Here is a 16,134-nt window from a genome sequence, read left to right as displayed (position 1 = left end):
ACTAAAATATAAGTAATTAAAGCCTGTATCTTTATATGAGTTTAGATATCTATTATATCTTTTATTACCTCTCCGCCTATTATCATTCCTGCTACAGGAGGTACAAAAGAATTACTAGCCGGTATCTGACGTTTGGCAAGGCATTTTCTAGATCCTCCTGCACATACACATCCTTCTTTGCAAGTTACAACCTCATCTATCTTGGGTTTTCTAGGGACTTCTTCTGAATAAAGTACTTTTACCTTATCTATACCTCTTTTTCTAAGTTCATGCCTCATAACTTTAGCTAAAGGGCATATTTTCGTATCATATATATCAGCTATCTTAAATTTAGTAGGGTCTAATTTATTTCCAGTACCCATGCAGCTTATTATATCAACATTGTGTTTTTTACACCACATTATTAAGGATATTTTCGAAGATACGGTATCCACTGCATCTATTACATAATCCGTTTTATCTGGTATGATTTCATCTATATTGTCTTCCTTTACAAAGGTTTTGTAAGCTTCTATTTTACAATTAGGGTTTATATCTAAAACCCTGTCTCTTAAAACATCTACTTTATATTTACCTATTGTGTGAAAATTAGCTTGTATTTGTCTATTTATATTTGTTAAACAAACAGTATCATCATCTACAATTACAATGTGGCCTATACCTGCTCTGACTATAGCCTCAAGGCTAAAACTACCTACGCCTCCTAATCCAAATATAACCACTGTACTGTCCTTCAATTTTCCCAAAGCTTCTTTACCAATTAATAATTCAGTCCTTGAAAGTGAATGTTGTTTCATTAAATAATCTCCCTCTTATCTATATTAATATCATAAAAATTATATAATTTTACCTATTTTTAAGCAATAGATTTTTCACAGTAATTCTAAAAGTAATAAATATTATTAAATTATGAAGTTTTTACGAAAACTCAAATAGTTTGGAGTAATAAATTATAGTTAATGTTATAATATAAAGTATACAACTTACGGCTATAATATGTTTTAACGATTAAATAAAACGATTTAATTTTAAGAGGTGTTTTTGTGGTAAAGATAGGTTTATGCCAAATGAAAGTTTTAAGTTGTTCTAAAAAAAGCAATATAGAAAAGGCAAAAAGCATGATAGTACAAGCTACAGATAAAGGGGCAGATATAGTAGTTCTACCTGAGATGTTTAACTGTCCTTATGACATCAAAAATTTTAGGGAATATGCAGAAGCAGAATATTTTTATGGAGATACCTTAAAAATGCTTTCCTCTGTATCAAGAGAAAAAAAGATACTTTTAATAGGAGGTTCTATACCAGAACTTGACCAGAAGGGGAATGTCTATAATACTTCCTTTGTATTCAATAAGGACGGAAATTTAATCGGCAAACATAGAAAAATGCATTTATTCGATATAGATATAAAAAATAAGATAACTTTTAAAGAATCTAAAGTTTTAACTCCAGGTAATAAAATTACAATAATAGATACGAAATGGGGAAAGATAGGTATAGCGATTTGTTATGACATAAGATTTCCTGAACTCATACGATTAATGGCTCTTAATGGTGCTAAAATACTATTTATTCCAGCAGCCTTTAACATGACTACTGGTCCAGCTCATTGGGAACTTTTGTTTAGAAGCAGGGCAGTGGATAATCAAATTTATATAGCAGGAATATCACCTGCTAGAGATATAAATTATTCTTATGTAGCTTATGGACATTCCCTTGTAGTAAATCCTTGGGGAACAATAACAGATATATTAGATGAAAAAGAGGGAATACTAATATCTGAATTAGATTTAGACTATATAAATGATGTTAGAGAGTCTTTACCCATTATTAAAAACAGAAGAAAAGATATATATGACCTAACTCTTTTACACTAAAAATTAATAAGTTGATTAATTTTTAAACTGCGTGTTGTAATTCAATCAGATATAATGAAAAGAAATAGGTAACTTTTCGTTATATCTGATGAACAGGTGAATGTAAAAGCTTAAATTATAGCTTTATGGTTTTGTCTGAAGAATTCATTTTTTCAACTATATCATACATATTAGTTATTTCACCTACAGATAATTTTTCTTTTAAACCATAAAAATCAAGGCAAGTTCCGCAGCTGTATATATTTACTCCTTTTTTATTGAGCACTTTTAAATTGTCAATGCAATCGGAACCTTCTACTGTTAGTTTTACACCACCATTTAAAAATATTAAGTTAGTTGGAATATATTTACTTTCACTCAGCGCATATAGATAACTTTTCATTAAAGTGGTTCCAAGTTCATCATCGCCAAGTCCAAGTTTATTATTTGATATAACTATAGTCAGTTTTTGTTGACTAGACTCACATAACTCACAATTACTAGCATCTTTTTTAATAGTTATATAGAATAGATCTTCCTTTTGTTCTACTTTGGCAGTAAAATTATTGTTCTTAGCAAACTTGCATACATTATTTTTTGAGACTTCATTGTCCACAACAACAGTAGCAGTTCCTTCTTCTATAGAATCAAAATACTTTTTAGTATTTATTACTGGTTGAGGACATTTTAGACCTTTACAATTTATTATATGTTCCATTATTTTATCACCCCTTAAAATATCTATGTTTCACGATAATTATAACATAGTTGAAAATATGCAAATTATATTTTTTAGTAATATAAAGTCACTTGACTATTAAAAAAATTTATAGTATGGATATATATATTAATCAGAATATTACAACAAATACAGTATGACTAAAAATTTGTGGTATTATGATATACGATAATTATGTTTATTCGTTATATAAAATAATAGAGTAAATATATTAAGGAAGGATTTTATGATGAAAGGGTTTATTTTTAATTCTACATTTGTTTTCCAAATATTAGTTTGTATACTTGCATCTTACTATCTAATACTTTCTCTATTTGGATTATACAAAAAAAAGGATAATGGCGCTGAAAAATGCACACCTAAAAATACTTTTGCACTTTTAGTGGCAGCTCATAATGAAGAAATGGTAATTGCACAAATAATAGAAAGTTTAAAAGACATTGATTATCCTAAAAATATGTATGATATCTTTGTCATTGCAGATAATTGTGATGACAATACTGCATCTATATCAAAAAAATACGGTGTTAATGTATGCGAAAGAAAAGTTCCTGATAAAAAGGGAAAAGGTTATGCTCTTGAGTGGATGTTTAACAAAATATTTAAAATGGATCGTAAATACGATGCCATAGCTATCTTTGATGCAGATAATTTAGTTTCAAAAAATTTTTTAACTGAAATGAATTACAAATTGTGCAAAGGATATAAAGTTGTTCAAGGTTACATAGATAGCAAAAATCCAAATGATTCATGGATAACAGGTTCCTATTCAATTTCTTTCTGGTCTACAAACAGACTTTTTCAACTTTCTAGATCAAATCTTGGATTGTCAACTCAAATAGGTGGAACTGGATTTTGTATGAAAACAGATATATTGAAAAAATTAGGTTGGGGTGCTACCTGCTTGACTGAAGATTTGGAATTTACATGCAAACTAGTATTAAATGGCGAAAAAGTTGGTTGGGCTCATAATGCAATAGTTTATGATGAAAAACCTTTGACCTTAAAACAATCTTGGACTCAAAGGAAAAGATGGATGCAGGGGTTTACTGATGTTGCTTCTAGGTTTTTCTTTAAGCTTATAAAAAAATCTATTGTAAATAGAAGCTTTACAGCATTTGATTGTGCAATATATACAATACAACCTTTTGTAACCTTATTACTTGGAGTTTCAGCACTCTTAACTATACTGCAAAACAACAATCCACATGGCCTAAATATATTTGTTATAAATTCGCTGTTTACATCGATTGAATGGAAAATTTTTAGTATATTTCAGTTTTTATTTACTCCTTTAATAATGCTTTTGGAGAGCAAACTTTCTAAAAAGATGTTTTCTGTATTTGCATTGTATTCTTTAAATATAATTGTGCTTTCATACGTATTTACATCTCCAACTTTTTCTCAAATGTTAATTGGAAATGTATTATATCTCTTAGTGTTTTTAATAGGTGTATCTTTGCTATGTGGTAAAAATTGTTTTAAAGTATTTATATGGTATCTTTTATATGGTATCTATACCTTAACTTGGATACCTATAACAATACAGGGTATATTGGACAAGAATAATAAAGAGTGGAATCACACGAAACATATAAGACAAATAAGCATACAAGAAATGGAATAATATAAATAATCCTTAATGGCAATGTCATTGAGGATTATTTATATTGTATATAATTGATTTTCTTATTTTAGAAGAAAAATTTTCATTAATTGTGAGCTGTGAATTGTGAATTGAAGAACTTATAGGTAGGTGTTAATTATGGTGGAAAGATTACAAAAATATATGGCTTACTGTGGTATAGCTTCAAGAAGAAAATGTGAAAGCATAATATTACAGGGAAGAGTTAAAGTAAATGGAGAAACTATTAAAAGCTTAGGAACAAAAATTGATGACAAGGTAGACAAAATTACTGTAGATGATCTAGAAATTGAAAAAGAAAATAAGAAAGTATATATACTATTGAATAAACCTACAGGATACGTTTCTACAGTTAAGGATGAGCGCGGAAGAAATACTATTTTAGATATTGTCAAAGTAAAAGAAAGAATATATCCAATAGGTAGGTTGGATTATAACACTTCTGGTATCATTATACTTACTAACGATGGAGAAGTGTACAATAAAGTAGCCCATCCTAAAATGGAGAAAAATAAAGTATATGTTGCAGTTATAAAGGGAATCCCTTCAAAGGAAGATATAGATAAATTTAAAAATGGAGTGAATATAGATGGCTATATAACAGCCAAAGCAGATTTTAATATACTTAATGTAAATAAGAGCAAGAATAATTCCAAAGTTAGAATAAAGATACATGAGGGGAAAAATAGACAGATAAGAAAGATGTGTGATGCCATTGGCCATCCAGTGATATCTTTGACCAGAATTTCTATAGGTAATATAAATGTAGGAAATTTAGAAGAAGGAAAATGGAGATATTTGAATGAGGATGAAATAAAATATATAAAAAATTAAATTTGCGTATTGCTTTATTCCTAATAAAAGTATCAATTATTAAGGAATATACAAAAAATTAAGGGAAAAATTAGATAAACAAATGAATAATCTATTGAAAATTTGGTCAATAGATGTTAAACTGAAGTAAATATTGCAAGAATTATAGCAATGAAAGAAAGGAATGAAGCAAATGGAGAATGTTGACAATCACGACCTGATAAGAACAATTCAAGTTAAATTTCCCAGATTGAGCAAAGGCCAAAAATTAATAGCTGAATATATATTAAAACATTATGATAAAGCTGCTTTTATGACAGCTGCTAAATTAGGTGTGAGTGTAGGTGTAAGTGAATCAACAGTAGTTAGATTTGCAAATGAACTTGGATTTTCTGGATATCCTAAATTGCAGAAATCTCTTCAAGAACTAATAAAGAACAAATTGACTACAGTACAGAGAATTGAATTGTCAAATGATTTTGTAAGCCAGGAAAGTCCATTAAAAAGCGTTTTAAAGTCAGATATGGAAAACATAAGAGCTACACTAGAAAAGATAAATCATAAAACTTTTGATGATGTAATTACAAACATATTCAAAGCTAAAAAAATATATATAATAGGTCTTAGAAGTTCCACTGCAATTGCAGATTTTTTAGGATTTTATTTAAACTTGATATTGGATAACGTAAAAGTTGTTGGATACGGAATAAGTGATATTTTTGAACAGATGATAAATTTAACTGGAGATGATTTAGTAATAGGTATAGGATTTCCAAGATATGCAGTAAGAACCATTGAGTCCTTAACATTTGCTAAAAGTAGAAATGCAAAAGTAGTTGCCATTACAGATAGTCTTCTATCACCACTTGCAGCAAGAGCAGATTACACATTAATAGCCCAAAGTAATATGGCTTCTTTTGTAGATTCACTAGTGGCACCTTTAAGTGTAATTAATGCTTTAATAGTAGCTGTAGGTATGCAGGAAAAGGATAAAATATCTTCCACTTTTTCAGATTTAGAAGACATTTGGAAAGAATACCAAGTATATTCTTTTAGAGAACAAAATTAAAGATGAATTTTCTACAAGGGACGAATTTATTTTGAATTTGTCCATTTTAGATTAGGCATTTGAAAGAAAATAAGGTGTGTGGATTAATGTCAAAAGTAATAGTAATTGGTGGTGGCCCCTCTGGTATGATGGCAGCCATAAATGCAGCAAAAAATAACGATGTCGTTTTAGTTGAAAAAAACAACAAGTTAGGTAAAAAAATGTTTATATCGGGAAAAGGAAGGTGTAATATAACCAATTCAAAAGATATAAGTGAATTTTTTGATTACATTCCCCGAAATCCGAATTTCTTATACAGTTCTCTTTATTCGTTTACAAACAATGATACTATAAATTTTTTCAATAATTTAAAAGTTAAATTGAAAGTTGAAAGAGGAGATAGAGTTTTTCCTGAATCTGATAAATCATCAGACTTAATTGGTGCTATGGAAAAAGAGTTGCTTAGAAAAAGGGTTGTTATAAAATTAAACTCTCAAGTTACAAAATTTATCTGTAGAGAAAATCGTATACAATCGATTCAACTTCAAGATAATTCCATAGTAGAGGGTGACTATTTTATATTGTGTACAGGGGGAATGTCTTATCCCCAAACCGGTTCTACCGGGGATGGTTACAGAATGGCAAAAGATTTAGGCCATACTATAACACCTATAAATCCTGCTTTAGTACCAATAGAAATAAGTGATGATTGGATCAAATCTCTCCAGGGACTTTCTTTAAAAAATGTAGAGCTAAGTATAATAGATCCTAAAAAAAATACATTATATAAGGAATTTGGAGAAATGTTGTTTACCCATTTTGGTATCTCTGGACCTATAGTATTAAGTGGAAGTAGGGTTATAGAGAACAAACATAATTTAAAGGCAGTTATAAATCTAAAACCTGCACTTAGCTTTGAAGATTTAGATAAAAGAATACAAAAGGACTTTTTTAAGTATTCAAATAAAAGTTTTAAAAATTCCCTAGATGACCTGCTTCCTAAAAAATTAATAGATGTAATTGTAAGTTTGAGTAATATAGACCCAAATAAAAAAGTTAATTCTATAACAAAACTTGAAAGACATACATTAGTAAATTTGCTTCAAAATTTATCAATGAATATAAAAGGACTTCGCCCTATAGCTGAAGCTATAGTAACTTCTGGCGGTATAACTGTTAAAGAAATAGATCCATCTAATATGAAATCTAAAATAGTTTCAAATTTGTATTTTGGTGGAGAAGTAATAGATGTAGATGCTTATACGGGAGGATTTAACATGCAAATTGCTTTATCTACCGGTTTTTTAGCAGGAAATGATATTGGAAATATTCAAGAAAATAACTAATTTTATATAATATCATAAAATAAAGGATTTTATAGTTTTATATAGAATTATAATAGAATGTGGATATGTAAATTTTTATCTTTATATGGACTATTTTAAGAAAGGCGGAATAACATTTTGAAAATATCTGTAGCAATAGATGGACCTGCAGCTGCAGGTAAAAGCACCATAGCAAATATCATAGCCCAAAAATTTAATTTTATGTACATAAATACTGGAGCTATGTATAGAGCAGTTACTCTTATGTGTATAAGACAAAATGTAAGCTGTACAGATGTAAATAAAGTATGTGAAATCACAAAATCGCTTAAGATGCATTTTGAAGGAGAGAAGTTAATTGTAAATGGGGAAGACTTAACAGAAAGTATAAAGCATCCTACAATAAGCAATACTGTATCCAATTATGCTGCAATTTCTGATGTTCGAAAATTACTTGTAAAGTTGCAACAGCAGATGGCAGGAGAATATAATGTAATTATGGATGGAAGAGATATTGGCAGTGTTGTTTTAAAAAATGCACCTTTAAAATTTTTTCTAACTGCCAGTCCAGAGGAAAGAGCTAAAAGAAGATATAATGAATTGAGTGAAAAAAATATATCTGTAAACTATGACGAAATACTAAATGATATAATTAAAAGAGATCATATAGATTCACATAGATCCTCTTCACCTTTTGTAAAGGCAGAAGATGCTGTAGAGATAGATTCATCTTTTCTCTCTCTTTCTGAAGTTGTACAAATAATTTCATCCTATATAAAAAAATATATTGAAGAACATATATAAAATAATTAAGGTGATAAAATTGAATATTATTTTAGCAGACAAATCCGGATTTTGCTTTGGAGTAAAAAGAGCTGTAGAAGAATCCTTAAAGACTCAAAAAAAATTTAATAAAAAAATATATACTTTAGGTCCTTTGATTCATAATAGTGATGTAGTAAATAAATTAAAGGAAAAAGGTATATATCCTATAGAAATAGATAATATAGATAATCTAAGGGAAGATGATGTAGTTATAATACGTTCTCATGGTGTTCCCGAAAAAATATTTTTTACTTTAAAAAGTAAAAAAATAAACATAGTAAATGCAACTTGCCCATATGTTTTAAATATACAAAGAAAAGTACAAGAATATTATAAATTAGGGTATTCTATATTAATAGTAGGAGATAAAAATCATCCTGAAGTAATTGGAATAAATGGGTGGTGTGAAAATAAGGCTTTAATATCTAAAGATGGCACCAATTTAGAAAAGTTACCATCAAAACTGTGTATAGTTTCTCAAACTACAGAAAAACAATCTAACTGGGAAAAAGTGCTTAGTATAGTGGCTAAAAATTGCAAAGAATTTATTGCTTTTAATACTATATGCAGTGCCACAGAATTTCGTCAGAAGGCAGCAGCAGATATTTCTAAAGAAGTAGATATGATGGTAGTAATAGGTGGTAAAAATAGCTCTAATACCACTAAACTTTATGAAATATGTAAAGATAACTGCAATAATACTATTTATGTTGAAAATTCAGGAGAAATACCTGATGATATAAGTAATTGTAATAAAATTAAAACTATAGGTGTTACAGCAGGAGCTTCAACACCAGATTGGATAATAAAGGAGGCAATTTTAAAAATGAGTGATGACAAAAATTTAGAACTAAATGAGCAACTATCTTATATGGACAAAAATGATACCCAAATAATATTAGGTGAAAAAATTAAGGGTACAGTAATATCTGTAAATCCAAAAGAGGTTTTTTTAAATATAGGATATAAATCAGAAGGTGTACTTCCAAAACGTGAAATAACAAAAAATGAAAGTGACAACTTAGAAGAATTAATTCATTGTGGAGATGAATTATATGTCAAAGTAATAAGAAGACAAAATGAAGATGGATATGTGGTATTATCTAAGATAGAATTAGAGAGAGAAAATGCTTATAAAGAATTAAAAGAAGCTAATGGAAATAGTCAGGTATTAAAAGTTATTGTAAAAGAAGCTGTAAATGGAGGTCTTGTTGCCAATTACAAAGGTGCTAGGGTCTTTATACCTGCTTCTCATGTAGAATTATATCATGTAGATGATCTTTCACAATATGTAGATAAAGAGCTTGATGTAACTATAATTGAATTTAAAGAAGAAAAGAAAGGTACCAGAATAGTAGCTTCAAGAAGAGACCTTTTGAGAATGGAAAGAGAAAAAATGGAAGAACAGACTTGGAATGTGCTTGAAAAAGATACTGTAGTAGATGGTGAAGTTAGAAGATTGACTGATTTTGGCGCATTTGTTGATGTACAAGGAGTTGACGGACTTCTACATGTATCTGAACTTTCCTGGGGAAGAGTTGGAAAACCAAGTGATGTTTTAAAAATTGGAGATAAGATTAAAGTTTATATCTTAGACATTGATAGAGAAAAGAAGAAGTTATCTTTATCTTTAAAAAAGCTCATGGAAGACCCATGGATCAACGTAGACATAAAATATCCTGTTGGCAATGTAGTACTTGGTAAAGTAGTTAGGTTTGCAAATTTTGGTGCATTTGTTGAATTAGAGCCAGGTGTAGATGCATTAGTTCATATATCACAAATAAGCCATAAGAGAATAGATAAACCAGAAGATGTACTTAAAATAGGTCAGGAAATAAAGGCTAAGATCCTTGAAGTAAATAAAGATAGCGAAAAAATAGCTTTAAGTATAAAAGAAGTAGATGAAATCTAAGTTAAGTATTTTTAATTTACTACCCTGAAGTAAGAATTAGAAAATAGAAACTTTATGTAAATTCTGATTTCTTATACAATATACATAGAAAATGGGAGCAATGTTTAATTAAATAGAGCTATTGTTAACTAATGTTTTATAGCCATATTTATATTGACTTTTCTCTTATTTTTGATAAAATTTAATTGTTGTATTTTTTTCTAAGGGGGTAAGTTGAAGCATGCATGAATTGGGAAGACATATTTTAGCAGAAATTTATGGATGTGATGCTAAAATATTAAATAATAAAGATTTTATAGAAAAAATTATGATTGATTCTGCAATAAAGGCAGGTGCCGAAGTTAGAGAAGTTGCTTTTCATGAATTTAAACCTCAAGGAATAAGTGGAGTAGTAATAATATCTGAATCCCACTTAACTATTCACACGTGGCCTGAACTTGGTTATGCTGCTGTAGATGTGTTTACTTGTGGAAGTAGGATAAATCCTTGGGATGCATGTAATTATATGACTGAAAAGTTTCATGCCAGAAATATGACAGCAACTGAAATAAAGAGAGGTATATTTGAGCAAGTTGTAGAGGTAAAAGCTTCAAATATATAAGAGATCATCACCTGAGATGGTCTCTTTATATATTTGACCAAGATTTATTTTAAATTTATACTTATATTAAATAACAATCCTATGGGGAAAAATAGAGTATGTATAAATGCGTAAAACTAACAAACAAGAATCTAAAGTATTTTAGGGAGTTAAACAATAAAAGATATTTATTTAATCCTGTAAATGAGGATTTTTTTAAAACCTATGATAGGTATAATTTTGCTAAACAGCTAATTTTAAGAAGAAGGGTAAAACTTATAAAAAAAGATTTACACTATATAGGCTATATTTGGTCTGATGTCTCTTATAATAAAATATGTACTATAAACGCCATGAATGTATTATGTAACTGCATTGCCCCAGATAATTCGCCTTATAAGTATCTAATAAACACTATAAAAGAGCCTTGCACTATAAAGTATATATGTCAAAACAATAATTATAACTTCAATTTATTAAAAAGTATTGGATTTAAAAAAGGAGAGGGAACTTTAACCCTTTATAAAAATTTACTTGAAAATATACCGTTAATTTTTGACGAAAAACTTCAATTCAAAATATTTGAAAAGGGAAAAGATGAACAAAAAAGATGTGAAATACAAAATGAAATATTTAAAACTGATACTAGAGTTCCTTTGACTTTAGAGGATATATATTTTGATGAAGCTCAAGATTACTATTTTGAAAAAGGGGCAATTTTTCTAAAGCAAAATGATGAGTATATAGGTTATGGGCAAATTGTAATGGAAAATGATATACCTGTTATAGTGAATTTTGGTATATTAAAAGAATTTAGAGGAAAAAAATATGGTAAGGCACTGTTAATCTATCTTTTAAAAATAATGTACTGTAGTGGATTTAATAGAGTAATAATAAAAGTAAAAAGTTCTAATTATATAGCCTTACAATTATATACTAACATGGGATTTCGTATTGAAAGTGAGAGGTATAACTGGATATTGGATAAAAAAAGTTTCCATAAATAATTATGGAAACTTTTTTTATAATTTATTTTATAACTTTTTGATACTCTTCTATTGCTACTTTGAGAAGGTCCATAGCATCTTTTAAATCATCACAATTTAAACAATAAGATATTCTCACTTCATCTTTTCCAAGACCAGGAGTAGCATAGAACCCTCCTGCAGGTGCTACCATTACAGTTTTACCATCTTTATTAAACTCAGTTAATAAGTATTTAGCAAAATCTTCTGCATCTGGGACAGGTAACTTAGCAACTATGTAGAAAGCACCTGTCGGCTTTTGACATACAACTCCAGGGATTTTTTTAAGACCATCCATAAGTATGTCTCTTCTTTTTTGGTACTCTTTTCTAGTTTCAATGAAGTAACTTTCTGGAGTATCTTTTAAAGCTGCAGCGCCTATCTGCTCTACTGTAGGTACACAAAGTCTAGACTGACATAATTTCATTATATTGTGAATAAGGTTCTTATTCTTTGAAGCTACCAGACCAATTCTTGCACCACAAGCGCTGTAACGCTTTGATATACTGTCTACGATTATTACTCTGTCTTCAATATCCTTCAAAGTAAGGGCTGAAGTATATTTCAATCCATCATATACAAATTCCCTATAAACTTCATCTGCGATTAAGAATAAGTCATGTTCTTTAGCTATATCTCCAAGCATCCTGAGTTCTTCTTCAGTATACACTGTTCCAGTTGGATTTCCTGGATTTGAAATCATAAGAGCACGTGTTTTGTCAGTTATTTTACTTTCTATTACTTCTTTAGATGGCAAGTGAAATCCATCTTCAGCTTTTGTTAAATAAGGAACCATTTTAGCTGAAGCTACTTGTGCAAATCCATTATAATTTGTATAAAAAGGCTCAGGTGAAAGTATTTCATCACCAGGATCACATAAAGTCATAAAGGTAAGCATTATGGCTTCACTTCCACCATTAGTTACCAAAAGTTCATCTTTTGCAAATTCTGTGCCCCATTTTTTATAATATTCTATAAAACTTTCTTGAAGTGCATCCATTCCTTGTGATTCAGTGTATTTAAGTACATTTTCCTTAAAATTTGAAATTGCCTTAAAAAATATGTCAGGAGTAAGTACATCAGGTTGTCCAATGTTTAAGTGATAGACCTTTGTTCCTCTCTTTTTAGCTTCAGCTGCATAAGGCGCCAATTTACGAATAGGCGAAAATTGCATATTTAAAATTCTGTTTGATAATTTCATATAATTTATCCTCCGACTATTAATTTTAATCAAGCTAAAGATAATTTAAGTTAAAAACTTCTATTTAATTAAGCTTTCTGTAGGAATATGCATTGACTTAAATTGAAACATACTTTCATAATAAGTACTTTTAAAATAACCTCTGTCTCCAATACAATCAGCCCTTAGCTTATTTTTGCTCTCTTGTAGTTTTTTGAAATCTTTTATATCATACATAGTATCCTCTCCCTTAAGAGAAGTTTAACCCAAAGGGAGAGATATTATTCATATATCAATAGTATTTAGCAAGAACTTTTCCTAATCTTTTGATTCCTTCAACGATTTTGTCTTCTGACATACAGGAGTAGTTTAATCTAAAGTGATTTTTATGCCCACCATTTGGGAAGAAAGGACCTCCAGGAACATAGGCAACATTCTCTTTTAAAGCTTCTTTTAATATTTCAGCAGAATCTAAACCTTCTTTTAAATAAACCCAAGTAAAAAGTCCTCCATAAGGATTTGTATGTGTAACTTCTTTTGGAAAATATTTATCCATACTTTCAAGCATAAGTTTTCTGCGTTTTCCGTATACTTTTTTGATTTCTTCTACATGTTCATTTAAATCATACTTTTGCATAAAAAGTGCAGTTGCCCTTTGATCTAAAGTACTACACTGCAAGTCTACACCTTGTTTTATAATAATGTATTTTTCAAGTATTTCAGGTGCAGCACATATCCAACCAAGTCTCAAACCTGGACAAAAAGTTTTAGAAAATGTTCCAAGGTATATTACCCAACCATCTTTATCAAAACTTTTTATAGATGGATGTGTAGTGCCTTCAAAAATAAGTTCTCCATATGGATTATCTTCAATTACAGGAACCTGGTATTCTTTAGCAAGCTCTGCAATACGCTTTCTTCTGTCATCTGACATAGTTATTCCTGTTGGATTTTGAAAATCTGGAATTGTATATATCATTTTAACTCTTTTATTTTTCTTTAATTCTTCTTCTAACTTTTCTATTATGATACCATGCTCATCCATTTCTATTTCAGTAAAATTAGGTCGATAAGCTTTAAATGCTCCAATAGCACCTAAATAACTTGGACTTTCACATATTATAGTATCTCCCTCATTTACAAATATCTTAGCTGAAAATTCAATTCCCTCTTGAGATCCAGATGTTACAATTATGTCATCTCCAGTTACATCTACACCTTCACGAGACATTCTCTGCTTTGCTATTATATCTCTTAAAGGCTTAAACCCTTCTGTTGTACTATATTGTAAAGCAACTTGTCCATCCTTTTCCAAGACCTCTTGAGTAACTTTCTTCATTCCGTCTACAGGGAATAATTCCGGTGCTGGTAATCCTCCGGCAAAAGAAATGACTTCAGGCATCTCTGTTAATTTTAAAAGCTCTCTTATTTCAGATGCTTTTAAACCATTTGCCCTTTCTGAAAAATTTATTTTCATAAAAAAACCCCCTTAAGTAAATATTTTGTCATATAAATATCTATTTATCGCCACCTTATAAATAGATATATTACAATAATATAGTTTTTGAATGATTTTTTCAATAAAAACTTTATTATTGTATAATTCTGAATATGAAATTTATTCTATATATTTATTATACTTAAATTTAAAGAGCTATGAAAACCATAACTCTTTAAAGATTTTATAAAAGATTTAATGAATTAAAGTCTATTTCTAAATTATCATAGATATTAACTTTAATCTTATTTAAATGGATTATGTTTATTTTTAATTGCTTATTATGTTATAATACAGTGTAAAGCTAAGACTATCGGAGGTTATAATACACATGATAAATAATGTAGAAAAGGCAGCTAAAAATTTCTTTATTGAAACTTGGGGATGTCAGATGAATGAAGAGGATTCTGAAAAATTATCTGGCATGTTAAAAAGATTAGGATATAAAAGAACAGAAGATAGATCTTCTGCGGACTTAATAATATTCAATACCTGCTGCGTAAGAGAAAATGCAGAACTAAAAGTATATGGGAATCTTGGAATGCTCAAAAAGCTAAAGATTAAAAATCCAAATCTCATAATAGCCATATGTGGATGCATGATGCAGCAAAAAGACATGGCAAAAAATATAATCAAAAGGTTTCCTTTTGTAGATATAATATTTGGAACTCATAATTCTTATAAATTTCCTGAATACTTAAATAGAGTTCAGCAGGAAAATACATCTGTAATTGAAATACAAGACAAAGAGTCTGGGATCGTAGAAGGGCTTCCAATAGATAGAGAAAGTACTGTAAAAGCCTTTGTTACAATAATGTACGGATGTAATAATTTTTGTACCTACTGTATAGTTCCCTATGTAAGAGGAAGAGAGAGAAGCAGAAAACCTGAAGATATTGAAAAAGAAATAAAAGAATTGATTTCAAAAGGGTATAAAGAAATAACCCTCCTTGGACAAAATGTAAATTCCTATGGTAAAACTTTAGAACCTAAAATAAGTTTCAGTGATCTTTTGAGGAGAATTAATTCTATAGATGGTGTTGAAAGAATTAGATTCATGACATCCCATCCTAAAGATTTAACTGAAGATGTAGTAGATGCCGTAGCTGAGTGTAGTAAAGTATGTGAGCAAATACATCTTCCAGTACAATCGGGTTCAACTTCTCTTTTAAAAAAAATGAACAGAAACTATTCAAAGGAAGGGTATCTAAATCTTGTTAAAAAGATAAGAGAAAAAGTGCCTGATGCCGCTATTACTACAGATATAATAGTTGGTTTTCCAGGTGAGACGGAAGAAGATTTTGAGGAAACATTAAATCTTGCAAGAGAAGTACAGTATGATTCAGCATTTACTTTTATATATTCAAAAAGGAAAGGTACTCCTGCTTATGATTTTGAAGATCAGATTCCAGAAGATATAAAACATGAAAGATTTAATAGACTTGTTGAAGTTATAAATGAATCCTCTGCTAGAAAAAACAAAGCCTATGAGGGAAGAACGGAAGAAATATTAGTAGAGGGTACAAGTAAAAATGATAATACAAAACTTACAGGCAGAACAAGATCAGGTAAGCTGGTAAACTTTGAAGGTAATAAAAAAGATATAGGCAAATTAGTTAAAGTACACATAACAAAAGCAACTTCTTTCTCACTTTTAGGTGAGGAAATACAGTAGCAAGGAGGACAAT

The 16,134-nt window shown here is 29.3% G+C and carries 15 protein-coding genes; 10 read left to right on the top strand and 5 right to left on the bottom strand.

Features of this window, described 5'->3' with window-relative positions; all coding sequences use genetic code 11:
* Positions 1 to 41: 41 nt before the first annotated feature.
* Positions 42 to 797 (bottom strand): ThiF family adenylyltransferase, encoded by a 756-nt coding sequence (locus tag B5S50_RS00610; protein ID WP_217302826.1) that lies wholly within the window; start codon positions 795 to 797, stop codon positions 42 to 44.
* A 270-nt stretch (positions 798 to 1,067) separates the two neighbouring features.
* On the opposite strand from B5S50_RS00610, the gene B5S50_RS00605 reads away from it, so the two are divergent.
* Positions 1,068 to 1,877, top strand: coding sequence for a carbon-nitrogen hydrolase family protein (locus tag B5S50_RS00605; RefSeq protein ID WP_217303742.1), 810 nt, complete (start codon positions 1,068 to 1,070; stop codon positions 1,875 to 1,877).
* 115 nt (positions 1,878 to 1,992) lie between these two features.
* Here the strand turns inward: B5S50_RS00605 and yedF are convergent, their stop codons facing one another.
* Entirely contained in the window at positions 1,993 to 2,574 is a 582-nt protein-coding gene (gene yedF / locus B5S50_RS00600) for a sulfurtransferase-like selenium metabolism protein YedF (protein WP_065079208.1), read from the bottom strand.
* A gap of 250 nt (positions 2,575 to 2,824) precedes the next feature.
* On the opposite strand from yedF, the gene B5S50_RS00595 reads away from it, so the two are divergent.
* The 8 genes from B5S50_RS00595 to B5S50_RS00560 all read left to right on the top strand — a co-directional run bounded on the left by B5S50_RS00595 (position 2,825) and on the right by B5S50_RS00560 (position 11,750).
* On the top strand, positions 2,825 to 4,222 hold the full coding sequence (locus B5S50_RS00595; protein ID WP_065079305.1) for a glycosyltransferase family 2 protein: 1,398 nt from the start codon (positions 2,825 to 2,827) through the stop codon (positions 4,220 to 4,222).
* A 138-nt stretch (positions 4,223 to 4,360) separates the two neighbouring features.
* The gene (locus tag B5S50_RS00590; RefSeq protein WP_065079207.1) at positions 4,361 to 5,074 is read left to right on the top strand and encodes a pseudouridine synthase; all 714 of its coding nucleotides are present in this window, start codon (positions 4,361 to 4,363) and stop codon (positions 5,072 to 5,074) included.
* Positions 5,075 to 5,246: 172 nt separating this feature from the next.
* Entirely contained in the window at positions 5,247 to 6,122 is an 876-nt protein-coding gene (locus tag B5S50_RS00585; protein ID WP_063557126.1) for a MurR/RpiR family transcriptional regulator, read from the top strand.
* An 86-nt stretch (positions 6,123 to 6,208) separates the two neighbouring features.
* Positions 6,209 to 7,447: an NAD(P)/FAD-dependent oxidoreductase gene (locus B5S50_RS00580; protein ID WP_065079206.1), complete on the top strand. Its 1,239-nt coding sequence runs from the start codon at positions 6,209 to 6,211 to the stop codon at positions 7,445 to 7,447.
* A 117-nt stretch (positions 7,448 to 7,564) separates the two neighbouring features.
* Entirely contained in the window at positions 7,565 to 8,230 is a 666-nt protein-coding gene (gene cmk, locus B5S50_RS00575) for a (d)CMP kinase (protein ID WP_065079205.1), read from the top strand.
* 19 nt (positions 8,231 to 8,249) lie between these two features.
* Positions 8,250 to 10,163 (top strand): bifunctional 4-hydroxy-3-methylbut-2-enyl diphosphate reductase/30S ribosomal protein S1, encoded by a 1,914-nt coding sequence (locus B5S50_RS00570; RefSeq protein WP_065079204.1) that lies wholly within the window; start codon positions 8,250 to 8,252, stop codon positions 10,161 to 10,163.
* A gap of 220 nt (positions 10,164 to 10,383) precedes the next feature.
* On the top strand, positions 10,384 to 10,764 hold the full coding sequence (speD, locus tag B5S50_RS00565) for an adenosylmethionine decarboxylase (protein ID WP_013238781.1): 381 nt from the start codon (positions 10,384 to 10,386) through the stop codon (positions 10,762 to 10,764).
* A gap of 98 nt (positions 10,765 to 10,862) precedes the next feature.
* Positions 10,863 to 11,750, top strand: a complete 888-nt coding sequence (locus B5S50_RS00560; protein WP_065079203.1) for a GNAT family N-acetyltransferase — start codon at positions 10,863 to 10,865, stop codon at positions 11,748 to 11,750.
* A gap of 22 nt (positions 11,751 to 11,772) precedes the next feature.
* On the opposite strand, the gene B5S50_RS00555 is transcribed toward B5S50_RS00560, so the two are convergent.
* Genes B5S50_RS00555 through B5S50_RS00545 form a run of 3 tightly spaced genes read right to left on the bottom strand, consistent with a single transcriptional unit; the run spans position 11,773 to position 14,425 of the window.
* On the bottom strand, positions 11,773 to 12,969 hold the full coding sequence (locus tag B5S50_RS00555) for a pyridoxal phosphate-dependent aminotransferase (RefSeq protein WP_065079202.1): 1,197 nt from the start codon (positions 12,967 to 12,969) through the stop codon (positions 11,773 to 11,775).
* Positions 12,970 to 13,029: 60 nt separating this feature from the next.
* On the bottom strand, positions 13,030 to 13,185 hold the full coding sequence (locus tag B5S50_RS00550) for a hypothetical protein (protein ID WP_167351581.1): 156 nt from the start codon (positions 13,183 to 13,185) through the stop codon (positions 13,030 to 13,032).
* A 55-nt stretch (positions 13,186 to 13,240) separates the two neighbouring features.
* Entirely contained in the window at positions 13,241 to 14,425 is a 1,185-nt protein-coding gene (locus B5S50_RS00545) for a PLP-dependent aminotransferase family protein (RefSeq protein ID WP_065079201.1), read from the bottom strand.
* Positions 14,426 to 14,777: 352 nt separating this feature from the next.
* Here B5S50_RS00545 and miaB point away from each other — a divergent pair, with 352 nt between their 5' ends.
* A complete protein-coding gene (gene miaB, locus B5S50_RS00540; RefSeq protein ID WP_065079200.1) occupies positions 14,778 to 16,121 on the top strand; it encodes a tRNA (N6-isopentenyl adenosine(37)-C2)-methylthiotransferase MiaB in 1,344 nt (447 codons plus the stop codon).
* The last annotated feature ends 13 nt before the right edge of the window (positions 16,122 to 16,134 follow it).

This window comes from Clostridium sp. 001 (assembly GCF_019056555.1).
GTDB classification, from domain to species: domain Bacteria; phylum Bacillota; class Clostridia; order Clostridiales; family Clostridiaceae; genus Clostridium_B; species Clostridium_B ragsdalei.
This window is presented reverse-complemented; position numbering and strand designations above follow the sequence as displayed.